The sequence below is a fragment of the Streptomyces sp. 4F14 genome, from assembly GCF_048159485.1.
In the GTDB taxonomy this organism is placed as follows: Bacteria; Actinomycetota; Actinomycetes; order Streptomycetales; family Streptomycetaceae; genus Streptomyces.
Map to the genome: position 1 here is coordinate 1 of NZ_JBLRVY010000044.1, position 16,949 is coordinate 16,949.

The following is a 16,949-nucleotide window of genomic DNA, read 5'->3' on the forward strand; positions in this document are numbered from 1 at the left end:
GGGCCGGCTGGCGGTTTGGTGGCGCCCAGGCCTGGGGGGCCCCGCGGGGGGGGGCGGCCCCCCCCCCCCCCGGGCGGGGGGCCCCCCCGCCTGTGTGATCAGTACCCCGCGACGGGATTTTCGAGGGTACCGATCAGCTGGAGGGCGCTCGCCGGGTCGGCGAGGTCGACCATCTGCTCGTTGTCGCGCAACTGGAGCCGGTTGAGGCAGGAGCGCGCGAACTCGGGGGCGAACAGGTCGTACTGCCGGAACTTGTCGGCGAGTTCGGGGTTCGCCTCCTGGTAGGCGCGGGTCGTCCCGGCGACCGTCCGCCAGAAGTCGTCCTCGGCGAGGACGCCCGCGGCGGCGAGGTCGGAGGCGAGGAAGCGGAAGAAGCAGTCGAAGACGTCCGTGAAGATCGACAGGAGTTTCTTGTCCTCGGGGACGTCGACCGCGATCCGGCGGACCTCGGGCGGCAGCACCGCGTCCGGGTCCATGACGGCGATCTCCTCGGCGATGTCCTTGTAGACCGCCCGCTGGACGACACCGTCGCGCAGCACCAGGATCGTGTTCTCGCCGTGCGGCATGAACACCAGGTCGTAGGCGTAGAAGGAGTGCAGCAGCGGTGTGTAGTAGGCGTCCAGGTAGCGCCCCAGCCACTCCACCGGGTCCAGGCCCGACCGCTCGACCAGCGCGACGGCCAGCGAGCGGCCCTCGTGGTCCACATGGACCAACGAGGCCATCGTCGCGAGCTGTTCGCCCTCCTGGAGACGGGAGACGGGGCTCTCCCGCCAGAGCGCGGCGAGCATCTTGCGGTACGGCGAGTAGCGGTCGGTCGCCGCCTCGTACTCCAGGTGCCGGTAGCCGACGGCGGCCCGCTCCCGGATGATCGACAGGCCGGACTCCTTCAACACCCGGTCGTTGTCGATGAGTTGGGCGAGCCAGTCGTTGATGGCCGGGGTCGCCTCCATGTACGCGGCCGAAAGCCCGCGCATGAAGCCCATGTTGAGGACCGAGAGCGCCGTTTTGACGTAGTGCTTCTCAGGGTGGGAGCTGTTGAAGAACGTGCGGATCGACTGCTGGGCGAGGTACTCGTCGTCGCCCTCGCCGAGCGGTACGAGCGTCCCGCGCGCGACCTCCGCCGCGAACGTCACCGACAGCTTGTTCCACCACTGCCAGGGGTGGACGGGGATGAGGAGGAACTCGGCGGGGTCGTGGCCGAGTTCGCGCAGCCGCTCCGTGAACCGGTCGACGGTCTCCTCGCCCAACTCCCCCCGCACGAACGACTCGTACTCGATGCCGGCGCCCGCCGTGAACGCGGCGCGCGAGCGGTGTGCGGCGAGCCAGACCAGGCGGACCGGGCTCGCGGTCTCCGGAGCGTACGCGAGGTACTCGTGGACCCCGAAGCCGAGCCGGCCGTTGTTGGCGACGAAGCAGGGATGGCCCTCGGTCATGCCGGTCTCGATCGCCTGGAAACCGGCGTCGATCAGCTCGTCGGAGGTGAGCTTCGGCTTGGTGAGCTTGTAGCAGGTGCCGGAGAGGGTGGAGGAGATCTCCTCCAGGTAGACCGGGAGGACCTTCTCGCTCAGGCCGAGCGTGTCCTTCAGCTCGATGAAGAAGTCCAGGGCGGCCAGGGGGAGTTCGGCGCCCCCGCGGGTGCGGGTGATGGAGGCGGCGTCGACCTGCCAGTGGTCGAGGGCGCGGCGGACGGCCGTGAAGCGGTACGCCGTCCGGCCGTCGTCGCTGCGGACGAGATAACTCCCCTTGTCCTCCTCGGGATTCTCCTCGGGGTTCAGGAGGCGTTCGTGCGTGAACTCGGCGAGGGCCTTGCGGATCAGCAGGCGGTTGGCCCGCTCCCAGCGTTCGGGGGAGAGGTGGGCGACGGAGCCGGCGAGGGTCACGCGGTCACCGCCGTCGCATCGAGGAAGTGCTCCCGGGTGCAGAAACTCAGCAACGCTGTCTTCTCCGGCTTCTGGATCTCGCGTTCGGCGACGAATCCGACGGCTTCGTTCAGGGCGTGGACGGCCGTGTTGGACACGTCCGGTTCGACGACGACCCGCTCGACCGCCGGGTCCTCGAAGAGGTGGGCCATGACGGCGGTGATGACGGCCAGGGTGAAGCCGCTGCGGGGGGTGTCGGTCGCGGGGGTGAGGAAGTGCATGCCGACGTCGCCGGGCAACGGGTCGTACAGGCCCGTCAGTTCGCGGTGGACGGGGTCGTAGCGCTCCATCACGAAGACCGGGACGCCGTCCTCCAGGCCGAGGAAGGCTTGCTGGTGCTCGTCGGCGGCGACGGCCATGTAGGCGCGCTCGACGTCTTCGAGCCGGGCGTCCAGCATCATCCAGTAGGCCGCCTTGGGGTGGGTCAGCCAGGAGTGCAGGAGCTCGGAGTCGGTGAGGGGGTCGACCGGGCGGAAGGTGAAGGCGCCCGGTACTACCCGGGTAGTACCGCCGTTCATCCCGCTCATCCCGCTCATATCGCGAACTCCTGGAACGCGATGGTCTTCTCCACCGGGTAGTACTCGTAGCCCAGCAGCTCCGCGATGATGACGCTGTTGCGGTACGCCCCCATACCCAGGTCGGGGGAGGTGACGCTGTGCGTGTGCACCCCGGCGTTCTGGAGGAAGACGCTCCGGCCGGTCGTGTCGATCGCGTAGTTGCGGGCGATGTCGAAGTTGCCGTGGGAGTCGTAGACCAGGCGGTCGCGGACCGGGGCGAGGAACTCCGGCTCGGTGTAGGCGTATCCGGTCGCCAGGACCAGGCCCTCGCTCACCAGCTCGAAGTCCTTGCCCTGCTCCTCCTGGCGGAAGCCCAGGGTGTAGCTGCCGTTGTCGTAAGTGGCGCTGTTCAGGGCGGAGTTGGTGAGGAGACGGGTGGGGACCGGACCGCCGAGGTTCTTGCGGTAGAGCAGGTCGAAGATCTCGTTGATCAGCTCGCCGTCGATGCCCTTGAACAGGCCCTTCTGCTGGGCCGTGAGCCGGTAGCGGGTGGCCTCGGGCAGAGCGCGGAAGTAGTCGATGTACTCCGGGGAGGTCAACTCCAGCGTCAGCTTGGTGTATTCGAGCGGGAAGAAGCGCGGGGAACGGGTCACCCAGTTGAGGCGGTAGCCGTGGACGTCGATCTCGCTCAGGAGGTCGTGGTAGATCTCGGCGGCGGACTGGCCCGAGCCGACCAGCGTGATCGACTCCTTCTTCACCAGCTCCGAACGGTGCTGCACGTAACGGGAGTTGTGCAGGAAGTCGCCGCCGAGGCCCTGGACGGCCGCCGGGCAGTGGGGCTGAGTGCCGGTGCCGAGGACCAGTTTCCGGGCGCGGTAGGTGTCGCCGGCGGTGGTGCGGACGACGTACAGCTCGTCGTCGTACGTGACCTCCTCGACCGTCGTCGAGAAGCGGACGCTGGTCAGCCTGTTCGCGGCCCAGCGGCAGTAGTCGTCGTACTCCACCCGCAGCGGATAGAAGTTCTCGCGGATGTAGAACGGGTACAACCGGCCTTTCTCCTTCAGGTAGTTGAGGAAGGAGTAGGGCGAGGTGGGGTCGGCGAGGGTGACCAGGTCCGACATGAACGGGGTCTGGAGGTGGGCGCCGTCCAGGAACATGCCCGCGTGCCACGCGAAGTCGGGCTTCGACTCCAGGAAGACGCCGTCGAGTCCGTCGATCGGCTCGGTCAGGCAGGCGAGGCCGAGGTTGAAGGGGCCGAGGCCGATGCCCACGAAGTCATGCGTGGTGTCAGGACGCGCGGTCAAGGGACTCTCCCAGGTACTGCTCGGCGTGGCCGGCGATCAAGTCGAGGACGGCGGCGATGTCGTCCGCCGTGGTCTCGGGGTTCAGCAGGGTGAACTTCAGGTAGTGGCGGTGGCCGACCTTCGTGCCCGCGACGACCGCGGCACCGGACGCGAACAGGGCTTTGCGGGCGTACAGGTTGGCGCGGTCGATCTCCGAAGGGTCGGTGACCGCGGCCGGGATGTAGCGGAAGACCAGCGTGGACAGCGACGGCTCCACGACGACGTCGAACCGCGGGTCGGCGGCCAGGAGTTGCCAGCCCTCGACCGCCAAGTCGCAGACCTCGTCGAAGAGTTCGCCGATTCCGTCCGAGCCCATCGTGCGCAGCGTCATCCACAGCTTGAGCGCGTCGAAGCGGCGGGTCGTCTGGAGGGACTTGTCGACCTGGTTCGGGATGCGCTCCTGGACCATCCGGCGCGGGTTCAGGTACTCGGCGTGGTAGGTCGCGTGCCGCAGGGTGGCCGCGTCGCGGACCAGGAGCGCCGACGAACTCACCGGCTGGAAGAAGGACTTGTGGTAGTCGACGGTGACGGAGTCGGCGCGCTCGATGCCGGTGATGCGGTGGCGGTACTTGCGGCTGGCCAGCAGGCCACAGCCGTACGCCGCGTCCACGTGCAGCCAAGTGCCGTACTGGGCGCAGAGTTCGGCGATCTCGGGGAGCGGGTCGATGGAGCCGAAGTCGGTGGTGCCGGCGGTGGCGACGACGGCCATCGGGGTGCGGCCGGCCGCCTCGCAGCGCTCCAACTCCCTTGCCAGGGCGACCGTCTGCATCCGCTTGTCGTGGTCGACGGGGATCGAGACGACCGCATCGGCGGACAGGCCGAGGAGTTTGGCGGACTTCTTCACGCTGAAGTGGCTGACCTCGGAGGCGAAGATCCGCAGGGTGGCGAGGTCCTCGGCCTTGGCCTCCTCGCGGGCCAGCAGCAGCGCCTGGAGGTTGGACTGGGTGCCGCCGGAGGTGAAGACGCCGTCCGCCGCCGGGCCGAGGCCGATGCGCTCGGTCGTCCAGTCGATCAGTTTCCGCTCGATCAGCGTGCCGCCCGCCGACTGGTCCCAGGTGTCCAGCGAGGAGTTGACCGCGCTGAGGACGGCCTCGCCGACCACCGCCGGTATGACGACCGGGCAGTTGAGGTGGGCGAGGTAGCGGGGGTGGTGGAAGTAGACCGCGTCCCGGAGGTAGACCTCCTCCAGCTCGTCGAGGACCGCCGTCGGGTCGTGCAGCGGCTTGTCCAGGTCGATCCGCCCGATGCGGGGGGCGAGGGCGTCGACCGTGACACCCGTGAACGGGCGGTCGGTGGCGGCGAGTCTGGCGGCCACCCGTGCAACTCCGTCGGTCACGGAGCGGCGGTACTGCTCCGCGGTCGTGTCGTTGAGCAGGTGCGAGCGCATGCGGGGTCCTCCGGAGGTGAAGGGGACGGCGGCGGCGTGGGGGTGATCGGGGGGACGATCGCGAGGTGATCGAACTAAGGTTAGCCTAACCTAAGTTTGCTGTTCGAAATCGCGACTGTGTGGTGACCGTGATCACGTTCACTCCCCGGAGGCCCGCAATTCCTCCTCGGACATCCCCTGCCGCCAATAACCGACAAAGGCGACCCGGCGCCGGTCGATTCCGCGCTCCTGGACGAAATGGCGCCGCAGCGATTTCACCGAACCGGATTCCCCGGCGATCCAGACGTACGGCAGTGCGGCGGGCGGCAATTGAGCGGCTCGGAGATGGGCGAGCGAATCCTCGCCGACCAGCCAATTGATCTCGGTGTCGGGAGGGGCGGCCAGGTGAATGACGTCCGAGGCGTCGTGGATCTCTATCCATGCCCGGACCCGCCGGTTCTCCGGCAGCGCCTCAAGAATCGCCGCGATGGCGGGAAGCGCCGTCGCGTCACCCCACAGGACGACCAGGTCGGCGTCGTCCGGCGCCCGGAAGCGGATCGCCCGGTTGTCGGCGACGGCGGGGCCCAGCAGGAGGACCCGGTCGCCGGGCGCGGCCCGTTCGGCCCAGGCCGAGGCGGGGCCGGCGGGGGTGTGGAGCACGAAGTCGATGTCTATCTCGACTGGCTCGTCGGGCTCGTGGCGCAGTTCCCGCAGGGTGTACGACCGCATCACGGCCCGTATGTCGTCGGGGAGGTCGCGCCAGCCCTGCCACCAGCCGTCGCCGAGTTCGATGGGAACTCGGGGCTCGCGCTGGCCGGGATGCGGGACGAACAGTGACAGGGACTGGTCGTACCCGTGGGAATGGAAATGCCGGAGATCGTCACCGGCGAAGGAAACGCGGACGAGAGACGGCGAAATCCGCCGGGTCCGCGTCACGTGGAGGGAGAAGAAACGGAACGGGGACTCGGCGGAATCGGTCATCCGGGGATCACGAGACCTTCTTGGCCTTCTCGATGGCCGCCGCGAGATTCTCCAGAAGCGGCGCGCACTTGTCGTAGGAGAGAATCGGCTCGGTCGAGCGCGGAATGACCTGGCCGGCCTTGACGGCGGGCAGTTTCTTCCAGGTCTCCTTGGTGATCGCCGCGGGCTGGATCGCGGAGGTGCGGTCGTCCATCAGGATGATGTCCGCCGGGTACTTGTCGACGTTCTCCCAGCTCAGCGACTCGTACCAACCGCCGCTCGCCTTCAGGACGTCCGCGGGCGGCTCGACGAAGTTCACGCCGAGGGCCTTGAAGTACTCCAGGTCGATGGAGAGGTTGCTGCCGGAAACGTAGAACAGCTCGGCGCTCGCGGAACCGACGAGGACCTTGATGTCGGGCTTGGCCTTCGCGGCGGCGCGCAGCCGGGTCGCCGCGTCCTCGAACCGCTTCTTCGCGGCGGTCACCTTCGCGGCCGTCATGTCCGCGCCGAGCGACTCGGCCAGCTCCCACATCCGCTCCAGCGGCGCGGTGAGCTGGCGGTCGAACACCGAGATGCCCACGCTGGGCGCCAGCTTGGCGATCTTGTCCTTGGACGCCTCGGGGACGTACCAGAGGGTGCCGGCCGCGTCGAACATGGTGGAGATCAGGACGTCCGGCGCGAGGGCGGCGTACTTCTCGACGTTGAACTCGTCCCAGACGTTGCCGAGGATCTCGACCTTCGAGATGTCGAGGCCGCCGGCCTGGACGTCGGCCTGGCCGGCCGACGTCTTGGTCGGGCCGAAGACGCCCTTGGCCTCGATGCCGTAGTCGTGGAGCGCGGCGGCGACGCCGATGAAGGCGACGATCGTCGCGGGGGTCTTGTCGAGCCGCACGGTCGTGCCGCGGTCGTCCTTGAACGTCCACGGGCCCGGCTTCGCGGCGTTCGCGCTCGGGCTCGCCGATTCAGAACCACCGCTTTTCGCGTCGTCGTCCCCGCAGGCGGCGAGGACGGCACCGAGGCCGAGGGCTCCGCCGGCGGCCAGGATGCCGCGACGGGTGAGGTGGGTGGTTCTGGCGTTGGCCATGGGTGAGGCTGCTTTCGAACGTGCGGGAGCACCGCCGGGACAGATCGAAGGTAGGTTAGCCTAACCTCAGTTGATGTTCCTAGGGGTGGTCGCCTTGGATCGAAAGCTATGGATGGCCTGTGGGTTGTGAGATGTCAGCTCACGAGGCCCAACTCCCTTGCAATCAACATCCTTTGCACCTCGCTCGTGCCCTCCCCGATCTCCAGGATCTTCGAGTCGCGCCACATCCGGGCCACCGGGTACTCGTTCATGAAGCCGTAGCCGCCGTGGATCTGCGTCGCGTCGCGCGCGTTGTCGACCGCGACCGTCGAGGAGTGCAGCTTCGCCAACGCCGCCTCCTTCTTGAAGGGTTCGCCCGCCACCAGCCGCGCCGCCGCGTCCCGCCACGCCAGGCGCGCGGTGTGCGCCTTCAGCTCCATGTCGGCGATCTTGAACTGGATGGCCTGGTTCGCGCCGATCGGCCGCCCGAACGCCTCGCGCTCCTTCGCGTACTTCACCGACTCGTCCACGCAGCCCTGCGCGAGACCCGTCCCCAGCGCGGCGATGGCGATCCGGCCCTCGTCCAGGATCCGCAGGAACTGGGCGTAGCCACGGCCGAGTTCACCGAGCAGGTTCGCGGCCGGCACGCGTACGTCCGCGAAGGACAGCTCGCGGGTGTCGGAGGCGTTCCAGCCGACCTTCGAGTACGGGGCGGCGACCGTGAAGCCCGGCGTGCCCGAGGGGACGATGATCGACGAGATCAGCGGCTTGCCGTCCGGCTTGCGGCCCGTGACCGCCGTGACCGTCACCAACCCCGTGATGTCCGTACCCGAGTTGGTGATGAAGCACTTCGTGCCGTTGATGACCCATTCGTCCGTGTCCGGGTCCAGGCGGGCCGTCGTACGCGTCGCGCCCGCGTCGCTGCCGCCGTCCGGCTCCGTCAGGCCGAAGGCGCCGAGGAGTTCGCCCGCGCACAGGCGCGGGAGCCACTCGCGCTTCTGCTCGTCCGTGCCGAACAGGTGGATCGGCATCGCACCCAGGGAGACGCCCGCCTCCAGGGTGATCGCCACCGACGAGTCGACGCGGGCCAGTTCCTCCAGCGCGACGCCCAGCGCCAGGTAGTCGCCGCCCATCCCGCCGTACTCCTCCGGGAACGGCAGGCCGAACAGGCCCATACGGCCCATCTCGCGGACGATCTCGTACGGGAACTCGTGGCGCTCGTAGAAGTCGCCGATCTTGGGGGCCACGACGTCGTGGGCGAACTCCTCGACCGTGCGGCGGAGTTCTTCCAGCTCGGGGGAGAGGCGGTAGTCCATCACTGTTCCTTGTGGGAGAGTTCCTCGCGGGCGAGGGCGCGGACGGTTCGGGAGGGGCTCGGGCGGCCCAGGCGGTCGGCCATCCAGGTGCTGGTGGCGACGAGCCGGCCGAGGTCGGTGCCGGTGTCGATACCGAGGCCCTGGAGCATCCACACGAGGTCTTCGGTGGCCAGGTTGCCGGTGGCCGACTTGGCGAACGGGCAGCCGCCGAGGCCGCCCGCGGAGGCGTCGACCGTGGTGACGCCGTGCTGGAGGGCGGCGAGGGTGTTCGCGAGGGCCTGGCCGTAGGTGTCGTGGAAGTGGACGGCCAGGGCGGAGGTGGGGACTTGGGCGTCGTTCAGCGCCTTGAGGAGGGCCTGTACGTGGCCCGGGGTCGCCACGCCGATCGTGTCGCCGAGGCTCAACTCGTCGCAGCCCATGTCGTGCAGGGCCTTGGTGACCTTGACGACCTGGGGGATCGGGACCGGGCCCTCCCAGGGGTCGCCGAAGCACATCGACAGGTAGCCGCGGACGTGGGCTTGGTGTTCTTTCGCGCGGGCGACGACCGGTTCGAACATCGCGAGGGACTCGTCGACCGTGCGGTTCAGGTTGGCCTTGGCGAAGGACTCCGTGGCGCTGGCGAAGACGGCGACGCGGGTGGCGCCGAGCGCGAGGGCCCGGTCCAGGCCGCGGTCGTTGGGGACCAACACCGGGAGATCGACCGGCAGTTGGCTGATCCGGGGGAACAGGGCCTCCGCGTCCGCCAGTTGGGGGACCCACTTGGGGTGGACGAAGCTCGTCGCCTCGATGCTGGTGAGGCCGGCGTCCGCCAGACGGTGGATGAACTCCGCCTTGACCTCTGTGGGGACGGTCGTCTTCTCGTTCTGGAGGCCGTCCCTGGCGCCGACCTCGTGGATGCGTACGCGCGCCGGGAGGCCGTCGGCCGGGACGGTCATGGGGAGTTCAGGCATCGGGGGCCTCCTGGGGAGGGGCGCCCGCGGGGTCGTTCGGGGCGTTCGGTTCGGTCGGGGTGACGACCGCCAGAACCTGGTCCATGGCGACCGTCGCGCCCGGGGTGACGTCCAGCTCGGTGACCGTGCCCGCGTACGGGGCCGCGATGACGTGCTCCATCTTCATCGCCTCGACGACCAACAGGCTCTGCCCTGCGGTGACTTCGTCGCCGGTCGCGACCTTGACGACCGTGACCGTGCCGGGCATGGGGGCGGTGAGGGCGTTCGCCCCGGTGTGCGTGGCGCCGGTGAGGGAGGCGGTGACCGGGTCGTGGTCGCGGACCTGCCAGGCGTCGCCGTCGCGGCCCAGCCAGTCGCCGCTGTGGTGGAACGTGTGGCGGACGCCGTCCAGGGTCACCGAGACCTGGTCGTCCGTCACCGTCGCCGTCCCGCGCGGGGCGTGCGTGACGGGTTCGAGTCCCGTCACCCGCAGCGGGAACGCGGTCGCCTTCGCCTCCCCGCCCAGCCGCCAGCCGCTCGGTACGGAGAAGGGGTCGACCCAGCCTTCCTCGGCCGGCCGGAGCGCTTCGAGACGTACGGCCGCCGCCGCCTCGTACACCTCCTGCGGTACGGCGTCGGAGACCAGGTCCCCCGCGACGCGCTCGACGAGCCCCGTGTCCAGCTCGCCCGCGACGACCGCCGGGTGGGCCAGGAGCGCGCGCAGGAACCCGGCGTTGGTCTGCACGCCCAGGGTGACCGTCTCCGCGAGGGCTCCCCGGAGCCTGCGCAGGGCGGTCTCGCGGTCCGGCCCGTACGCGACGACCTTCGCGAGCATCGGGTCGTACAGGCTGCCGACCTCGGTGCCCTCGCTGAGCCCCGAGTCGGTGCGGATGCCGGCGCCCTCGGGCTCGCGGAGCCTGAGGACCGTGCCGCCGGTCGGGAGGAACCCGCGCGTGGGGTCCTCGGCGCAGAGGCGGGCCTCCACCGCGTGGCCCTCAAGAGTGATGTCGTCCTGCGTGAAGGGGAGCTTCTCGCCGGCGGCGACGCGCAGTTGCCACTCCACCAGGTCGATGCCCGTGACGAGTTCGGTGACCGGGTGCTCCACCTGGAGGCGGGTGTTCATCTCCATGAAGCAGTACTGCGTGGCGTCGCTCCCGGGGACGATGAACTCGACCGTCCCCGCGCCGACGTACCCGCACGAGCGCGCCGCCTGTACGGCCGCCTCGCCCATCGCCGCGCGCGCGGATGCGTCGAGGAAGACCGAGGGGGCCTCCTCGATGACCTTCTGGTGGCGGCGCTGGAGGGAGCACTCGCGCTCGCCCAGGTGGACCACGTTTCCGTGGCCGTCCGCCAGGACCTGGATCTCGATGTGCCGGGGGCGGTCGATCCAGCGCTCGACCAGGAGCGTGTCGTCGCCGAAGGAGGCGCGGGCCTCGCGGCGGGCGGCGGCGATCTCCTCGTCCAGCGCGGTCAGGTCGCGTACCAGGCGCATGCCCTTGCCGCCGCCGCCCGCGCTCGGCTTGAGCAGCACGGGGGCGCCCAACGCGCGGGCCGCCTCGGCGAGTTCGGGGTCACGCCCGCCCGGGACGACGGGCACGCCGGCCGCCTGGACGGTCTCCTTGGCGCGGATCTTGTCGCCCATCAGCGCGATAGCCTCGGCGGGCGGGCCGATGAACACGAGCCCCGCCTCGGCGCAGGCGCGCGCGAAGGAGGCGTTCTCCGCGAGGAAGCCGTACCCGGGGTGCACCGCCTGCGCGCCCGTACGGGCGGCGGCCTCCAGGATGCGCTCCACCGACAGATAGCTCTCCGACGCGGGCGCCGGCCCGATCCGTACGGCCGTGTCGGCCTCCCGGACGTGCCGTGCGTCCGCGTCGGCGTCCGAGTACACGGCGACCGAACGCACGCCCAGCGCGCGCAGCGTGCGGATGACGCGGACGGCGATCTCGCCCCGGTTGGCAACCAGAACGGTCCCAAACATGAAGAACTCTCTTTCCACGAGATCACCGCAACCATTAATTGAGGAACCACGAAGGCGAGCAACCACCTCCGCGAGAGCGGCGGCGGTTTAGCCGCATAGGCAGCCCTCACATCCGGAAGACGCCGAACTGGGGGTCACCCAGGGGGGCGTTCGCGCAGGCGGTCAGGGCGAGTCCGAGGACTTGGCGGGTCTCCAGGGGGTCGATCACGCCGTCGTCCCACAGACGGGCCGTCGCGTAGTACGCGCTGCCCTGCTGGTCGTACTGCGCGCGGATCGGTGCCTTGAAGGCGTCCTCGTCGGCGGCCGGCCACTGTTCGCCGCGCGCCTCCACCTGGTCGCGCTTGACGGTCGCGAGGACCGAGGCGGCCTGTTCGCCGCCCATGACGGAGATCTTCGCGCCGGGCCACATCCACAGGAAGCGGGGGGAGTAGGCGCGGCCGCACATCGAGTAGTTGCCCGCGCCGTACGAGCCGCCGATCACGACCGTCAGCTTCGGGACGCGCGTGCACGCGACGGCCGTGACCATCTTCGCGCCGTGCTTCGCGATGCCGCCCGCCTCGTAGTCCTTGCCGACCATGAAGCCCGAGATGTTCTGCAGGAACAGCAGCGGGATGCCGCGCTGGTCGCACAGTTCGATGAAGTGGGCGCCCTTCTGGGCCGACTCGGAGAACAGGATGCCGTTGTTGGCGACGATGCCGACCGGGTGGCCGTGGATGTGCGCGAAGCCGGTGACCAGGGTCTGGCCGAACTCCGCCTTGAACTCCGCGAACCGCGAGCCGTCGGTGATGCGCGCGATGACCTCGCGGACGTCGTACGGGGTGCGCGGGTCGACCGGGACCGCGCCGTACAGGCCGTAGGGGTCCACCTTCGGCTCGGCGGCCGGCTTCACCTCCCAGGGGAGGGGGCCGCGCGCGGGGAGGGTGGCGACGATGTTCCTGACGATGCGCAGCGCGTGCGCGTCGTCCTGCGCGAGGTGGTCCGTCACGCCCGACACGCGCGCGTGGACCTCGCCGCCGCCCAGCTCCTCCGCCGTGACGACCTCGCCCGTGGCCGCCTTCACCAGCGGGGGGCCGCCCAGGAAGATCGTGCCCTGGCCGCGGACGATCACCGCCTCGTCGCTCATCGCGGGGACGTACGCGCCGCCCGCCGTGCACGAGCCCAGCACCGCCGCGATCTGCGGGATGCCCGCGCCGGACATACGGGCCTGGTTGTAGAAGATGCGGCCGAAGTGGTCGCGGTCCGGGAAGACCTCGTCCTGCATCGGGAGGAAGGCGCCGCCCGAGTCCACCAGGTACACGCACGGGAGGCGGTTGTCGAGGGCGACCTCCTGCGCGCGCAGGTGCTTCTTCACGGTCATCGGGTAGTACGTCCCGCCCTTGACCGTGGCGTCGTTCGCGACGATCACGCACTCGCGCCCGCTCACGCGGCCGATGCCCGCGACGACACCGGCCGCCGGGGCCTGGCCGCCGTACATCCCCTCGGCCGCGAGGGGGGCCAGTTCCAGGAACGGGGAGCCGGGGTCCAGGAGGGTGTCCACGCGGTCGCGCGGGAGGAGCTTGCCGCGCGCGGTGTGCCGGGCGCGGGCCTTCTCGCCGCCGCCCAGCCTGGCCGCCGCGAGCTTGCCGCGCAGCTCCTCGGCGAGGGCTTGGTGGGCCGCCTCGTTCACCCGCCACGTTTCCGACGCCGGGTCTGCCGCGCTGGTCAGCACGGGTTCCTGCGCCATGTCGCGCTCCCCTCCGCAGTAGTGGGCTGGAGTTAATGAGCGTTAACTCATGACTCCATGTTAACGACCGCTAACAAGCCTGTCTAGAATCGATTTCATGGGCACCAGAACCGACGCTCCCACCCGGCGTGACCAGATCCTCCGGGAGGCCGCTCGCCTCTTCGCCGAGCGCGGCTTCCACGGGGTCGGCGTCGACGAGATAGGCGCGGCCGTCGGCATCAGCGGACCCGGCCTGTACCGCCACTTCGCCGGCAAGGACGCGATGCTCGCCGAGCTCCTCGTCGGCATCAGCGGGCAGCTCCTCACGGGCGCGCGCCGCCGCCTCCAGGAATCCACCGACGAGCCCCCCGCGCGCGTGCTGGACTCCCTGATCGAGGGCCACATCGACTTCGCCCTCGACGACCGACCCCTCATCACCCTCCACGACCGCGAACTCGACCGCCTGCGCGACAGCGACCGCAAGCTCGTCCGCCAGCTCCAGCGGCAGTACGTCGAGCTGTGGGTGGAGGTCGTGCGCGAGGTGTACCCCGCGCTGCCCGAACCCGCCGCGCGCTCCGCCGTCCACTCGGTCTTCGGCCTCCTGAACTCGACGCCGCACCTCGGGCGCGCGGGGTCGCTGCCGGGGCGGGGGGACACGGCGCGGCTGCTGCACCGGATGGCCCGGGGGGCGTTCGGGGCGGCGGCGGACGGGGGGTGACCGGAAATGACCGGATCGGCGTCCGTGCGGGGTGGCCGATCAGGTCATGTGCGGAAGCGCTGAGTCCCCTGGGGTGCATGTGCCGTTCGGGTCCAGGGGGTGGCGCGCGCGGGTGGGCAAGGTCACCCTGGACTGAGTGTCGTACTCGCCGGTATCTTGGAGTATGAGCAAGCGCTTAGACAGGTAGCGGGAGGTGGCGGCGTGCGCCGTACGGTGTTCAACGAGGATCACGAGGCGTTCCGGGAGACCCTTCGGGCGTTCATCGAGGCCGAGGTCGTGCCGGTGTACGACGAGTGGTTCGCCGCGGGGCAGGCGCCGCGCGAGTTCTACTACAAGCTGGCCGAGCTGGGCGTCTTCGGCATCCAGGTCGCCGAGGAGTACGGCGGCGCGGGCATCGACTCGTACAAGTTCGAGGCGATCATCTACGAGGAGACCGCGCGCGCGGGCGTGACGTTCGGCGGCTCCGGCGTGCACACGCTGCTCGGCCTGCCGTACGTGAAGCTGCTCGCCACCGACGAGCAGAAGAAGCGCTACCTCCCGAAGTTCGTCTCCGGCGAGGAGATGTGGGCCATCGCGATGACCGAGCCGGGCACCGGCTCCGACCTCGCGGGCATGAAGACCACCGCCAAGCTGAGCGAGGACGGCACGCACTACGTCCTCAACGGCGCCAAGACCTTCATCACCGGCGGCGTCCACGCCGACCGCATGATCGTCTGCGCCCGCACCTCCGCGCCGACCGCCGAGGACCGCCGCCACGGCATCTCCCTCTTCGTCGTCGACACGAAGGCCGAGGGCTACTCCGTCGGCCGCAAGCTCGACAAGCTCGGCCTGAAGACCTCCGACACCGCCGAGCTGGCGTTCGTCGACGTCAAGGTCCCCGTCGAGGACCTCCTCGGCGAGGAGAACAAGGGCTTCTACTACCTCGGCCACAACCTCGCCTCCGAGCGCTGGGGCATCGCCTACGGCGCGTACGCGCAGGCCAAGGCCGCGATCCGGTTCGCGACGCAGTACGTCAAGGACCGCGTCGTCTTCGGCCAGCCGGTCGCCGCCTTCCAGAACACCAAGTTCGAGCTGGCCGCCTGCCAGGCCGAGGTGGACGCCGCCGAGGCCGTCGTCGACCGCGCCACCGAGGCGCTCGACGCGGGCGAGCTGACCCCCGCCGAGGCCGCCTCCGCGAAGCTCTTCACCACCGAGGTCGCGCACCGCGTCATCGACCGCTGCCTCCAGCTCCACGGCGGCTACGGCTTCATGAACGAGTACCCCATCGCCCGCCTGTACGCGGACAACCGCGTCAACCGCATCTACGGCGGCACCAGCGAGATCATGAAGACGATCATCGCGAAGAACATGGGCCTGTAAGCAGCGGGAAAGGCCCCGGCAACGATCAGTCAAGAAACTAGGGGCCATGACCGAGGCACTTGAGGATCTCCTCGATCTGCTCGACCTCGAACAGATCGAGGAGAACATCTTCCGCGGCCAGTCCCGCTCCGCCGTCGTCCCCCGGGTCTTCGGCGGGCAGGTCGCGGCCCAGGCGCTCGTCGCGGCGGGGCGCACCGTCCCGCCGGACCGGCTCGCGCACTCCCTGCACGCCTACTTCCTGCGCCCCGGCGACCCCGGCGCCCCGATCGTCTACACGGTCGAGCGCCTGCGCGACGGCCGCTCCTTCACGGCCCGCCGCGCGGTCGCCGTCCAGCACGGCCGGCCGATCTTCGCGCTGTCGGCGTCCTTCCAGACGTACGAGGACGGCCTCGACCACCAGGCCCCGATGCCGCCCGCGCCCGACCCGGAGTCCCTGCCGACCAGCCATCAACGGCTGCGCGGGTACGGCCACTTGGCGCCCGAGGTCGTCGAACGCTTCCTCGAAGCCCGCGAGGCGATCGACCTGCGGTACGTCGAGGAGCCGCCGTACGGTCAGTTCGGCGAGCCCCGTGAACCGCACTCCCAGGTCTGGTTCCGCACGAACGGCAAGCTGGCCGACGACCCGCTGCTCCACGTGGTCCTCGCGACCTACGTCTCCGATATGACCCTCCTCGACTCCGTCCTGCTCGCGCACGGGCGCGGGGGCTGGGCCGTGGGGGACGTCGTCGGGGCCTCCCTGGACCACGCGATGTGGTTCCACCGGCCGTTCCGGGCCGACGAATGGCTCCTGTACGACCAGGAGTCGCCGTCGGCGCACGGGGGGCGGGGGCTCGGGCAGGCGCGGATCTACACGCAGGACGGGCAGCTCGCGATCTCGGTGATCCAGGAGGGCGTGGTCCGGGTCCCCCGGGAGAGCTAGGGGTACTGCGGGGCGGGCCGGGGGGCGCTGGGGCCGGGTCCCCCGGGAGGGTTAGCCGGGTACGACCTGAGAGCTACAGGTCATCTCAGCCCCGCCTCCGCCAGCAGGTACGCCACCATCGGGTCGTAGTACCTGGGGCTGACCACGTGGTCGTCCAGCGGCACCGCCACCTGCACCGTCCCCTCCGACTCCGCGAGGAACAGGGCGGGGTCGTTGCAGTCGGCGTACCCCAGGGAGTCGATGCCGTGCTGGCCGGCGTACCCGGCCCAGCCGTGGTCGGCGACGACGAGGTCCGGCAGGTCGCGGGCGGTGCGTTCGAGGGCCGTGAGGATCTGCCGCATCGGCTCGCCGGAGTGCGTGTGCCACAGGGTCGCGCCGTGTTCGAGGACGGCGACGTCGGCGAACTGCATGACGTACCCCTCCTCCGTCTGGAGGCCGTCCGGGATCACCACGATGTCGCAGCCGGCCGTGCGCAGGGCGGCGGCGACCGTGCGGTGCACGTCGAGGAGCCCGCCCGGGTGACCCGTCGCGAACAGCACCCGCTGGTGCCCGTCCGCCGCCTTCCGCAGCCGCGCCGCCATCCGGTCCAGCGCGTCGACCGTCAGCTCCGGGTCGATGGTGTCCTGCCCGTACCGGTACTCCGGATCGTCGTTCACCCCGACCCGCTCCGCCATCACGGCGAGCACGTCCTGCTCGTCCGCCCATCGGTCGCCCAGTTCCAGGCCGAGCCAGAAGTTCCGCACACCGTTGGCGAGTTGGCGGTAGTGAGAGAGGTTGTTCTCGCGCGGAGTGGCCACCTGACCCGCGATGCGGGTCTTCACCAGGTGGTCGACGAGCTCGCTGCGGGTGGGGATCCGGGGTATCGGCATACCCCCATTCT

At 70.1% G+C, this 16,949-nt stretch carries 14 protein-coding genes; 3 read left to right on the top strand and 11 right to left on the bottom strand.

The window, feature by feature from the left end; genetic code table 11:
* Positions 1–98: 98 nt before the first annotated feature.
* The 10 genes from ACLZOT_RS45775 to ACLZOT_RS45820 form a co-directional block, all read right to left on the bottom strand.
* Positions 99–1,880, bottom strand: a complete 1,782-nt coding sequence (locus tag ACLZOT_RS45775) for an IucA/IucC family protein (RefSeq protein ID WP_416975201.1) — start codon at positions 1,878–1,880, stop codon at positions 99–101.
* A complete protein-coding gene (locus tag ACLZOT_RS45780; RefSeq protein ID WP_416975265.1) occupies positions 1,877–2,446 on the bottom strand; it encodes a GNAT family N-acetyltransferase in 570 nt (189 codons plus the stop codon). The genes ACLZOT_RS45775 and ACLZOT_RS45780 overlap by 4 nt, the downstream gene beginning before the upstream one ends.
* Before the next feature lie 5 nt (positions 2,447–2,451).
* Entirely contained in the window at positions 2,452–3,720 is a 1,269-nt protein-coding gene (locus ACLZOT_RS45785; protein WP_416975202.1) for a lysine N(6)-hydroxylase/L-ornithine N(5)-oxygenase family protein, read from the bottom strand.
* The gene (gene desA, locus ACLZOT_RS45790) at positions 3,704–5,146 is read right to left on the bottom strand and encodes a lysine decarboxylase DesA (RefSeq protein ID WP_416975203.1); all 1,443 of its coding nucleotides are present in this window, start codon (positions 5,144–5,146) and stop codon (positions 3,704–3,706) included. The genes ACLZOT_RS45785 and desA overlap by 17 nt, the downstream gene beginning before the upstream one ends.
* 138 nt (positions 5,147–5,284) lie before the next feature.
* Complete coding sequence (locus tag ACLZOT_RS45795; RefSeq protein WP_416975204.1) at positions 5,285–6,106, bottom strand: siderophore-interacting protein; 822 nt, start codon at positions 6,104–6,106, stop codon at positions 5,285–5,287.
* Between the two features lie 7 nt (positions 6,107–6,113).
* On the bottom strand, positions 6,114–7,169 hold the full coding sequence (locus tag ACLZOT_RS45800) for an ABC transporter substrate-binding protein (RefSeq protein WP_416975205.1): 1,056 nt from the start codon (positions 7,167–7,169) through the stop codon (positions 6,114–6,116).
* Between the two features lie 134 nt (positions 7,170–7,303).
* Entirely contained in the window at positions 7,304–8,464 is a 1,161-nt protein-coding gene (locus ACLZOT_RS45805; RefSeq protein ID WP_416975206.1) for an acyl-CoA dehydrogenase family protein, read from the bottom strand.
* Complete coding sequence (locus tag ACLZOT_RS45810; protein ID WP_416975207.1) at positions 8,464–9,414, bottom strand: hydroxymethylglutaryl-CoA lyase; 951 nt, start codon at positions 9,412–9,414, stop codon at positions 8,464–8,466. The genes ACLZOT_RS45805 and ACLZOT_RS45810 overlap by 1 nt, the downstream gene beginning before the upstream one ends.
* On the bottom strand, positions 9,407–11,371 hold the full coding sequence (locus ACLZOT_RS45815) for an acetyl/propionyl/methylcrotonyl-CoA carboxylase subunit alpha (RefSeq protein ID WP_416975208.1): 1,965 nt from the start codon (positions 11,369–11,371) through the stop codon (positions 9,407–9,409). Before ACLZOT_RS45815 ends, ACLZOT_RS45810 begins: the two co-directional genes overlap by 8 nt.
* A gap of 106 nt (positions 11,372–11,477) precedes the next feature.
* Positions 11,478–13,094 carry a carboxyl transferase domain-containing protein gene (locus tag ACLZOT_RS45820; protein ID WP_416975209.1) on the bottom strand — a complete coding sequence of 539 codons (1,617 nt, stop codon included), beginning with the start codon at positions 13,092–13,094 and terminating at the stop codon, positions 11,478–11,480.
* Positions 13,095–13,191: 97 nt separating this feature from the next.
* Between ACLZOT_RS45820 and ACLZOT_RS45825 the strand changes: the two genes are divergently transcribed.
* The 3 genes from ACLZOT_RS45825 to tesB all read left to right on the top strand — a co-directional run bounded on the left by ACLZOT_RS45825 (position 13,192) and on the right by tesB (position 16,069).
* On the top strand, positions 13,192–13,791 hold the full coding sequence (locus tag ACLZOT_RS45825) for a TetR/AcrR family transcriptional regulator (protein WP_416975210.1): 600 nt from the start codon (positions 13,192–13,194) through the stop codon (positions 13,789–13,791).
* A 201-nt stretch (positions 13,792–13,992) separates the two neighbouring features.
* The gene (locus ACLZOT_RS45830) at positions 13,993–15,150 is read left to right on the top strand and encodes an acyl-CoA dehydrogenase family protein (RefSeq protein ID WP_416975211.1); all 1,158 of its coding nucleotides are present in this window, start codon (positions 13,993–13,995) and stop codon (positions 15,148–15,150) included.
* A 46-nt stretch (positions 15,151–15,196) separates the two neighbouring features.
* A complete protein-coding gene (gene tesB / locus ACLZOT_RS45835) occupies positions 15,197–16,069 on the top strand; it encodes an acyl-CoA thioesterase II (RefSeq protein WP_416975212.1) in 873 nt (290 codons plus the stop codon).
* 80 nt (positions 16,070–16,149) lie between these two features.
* Here the strand turns inward: tesB and ACLZOT_RS45840 are convergent, their stop codons facing one another.
* Positions 16,150–16,938, bottom strand: a complete 789-nt coding sequence (locus ACLZOT_RS45840) for a phosphatase (protein ID WP_416975213.1) — start codon at positions 16,936–16,938, stop codon at positions 16,150–16,152.
* Positions 16,939–16,949: the final 11 nt, after the last annotated feature.

Bases quoted from the DNA above. Each gene is read 5' to 3' on its own strand.
- ACLZOT_RS45815 (WP_416975208.1), bottom strand. From the start codon at position 11,371: ATGTTTGGGACCGTTCTGGTTGCCAACCGGGGCGAGATCGCCGTCCGC.
- ACLZOT_RS45805 (WP_416975206.1), bottom strand. From the start codon at position 8,464: ATGGACTACCGCCTCTCCCCCGAGCTGGAAGAACTCCGCCGCACGGTC.
- desA (WP_416975203.1), bottom strand. From the start codon at position 5,146: ATGCGCTCGCACCTGCTCAACGACACGACCGCGGAGCAGTACCGCCGC.
- ACLZOT_RS45810 (WP_416975207.1), bottom strand. From the start codon at position 9,414: ATGCCTGAACTCCCCATGACCGTCCCGGCCGACGGCCTCCCGGCGCGC.
- ACLZOT_RS45800 (WP_416975205.1), bottom strand. From the start codon at position 7,169: ATGGCCAACGCCAGAACCACCCACCTCACCCGTCGCGGCATCCTGGCC.
- tesB (WP_416975212.1), top strand. From the start codon at position 15,197: ATGACCGAGGCACTTGAGGATCTCCTCGATCTGCTCGACCTCGAACAG.
- ACLZOT_RS45825 (WP_416975210.1), top strand. From the start codon at position 13,192: ATGGGCACCAGAACCGACGCTCCCACCCGGCGTGACCAGATCCTCCGG.
- ACLZOT_RS45780 (WP_416975265.1), bottom strand. From the start codon at position 2,446: ATGAGCGGGATGAACGGCGGTACTACCCGGGTAGTACCGGGCGCCTTC.
- ACLZOT_RS45840 (WP_416975213.1), bottom strand. From the start codon at position 16,938: ATGCCGATACCCCGGATCCCCACCCGCAGCGAGCTCGTCGACCACCTG.
- ACLZOT_RS45820 (WP_416975209.1), bottom strand. From the start codon at position 13,094: ATGGCGCAGGAACCCGTGCTGACCAGCGCGGCAGACCCGGCGTCGGAA.
- ACLZOT_RS45795 (WP_416975204.1), bottom strand. From the start codon at position 6,106: ATGACCGATTCCGCCGAGTCCCCGTTCCGTTTCTTCTCCCTCCACGTG.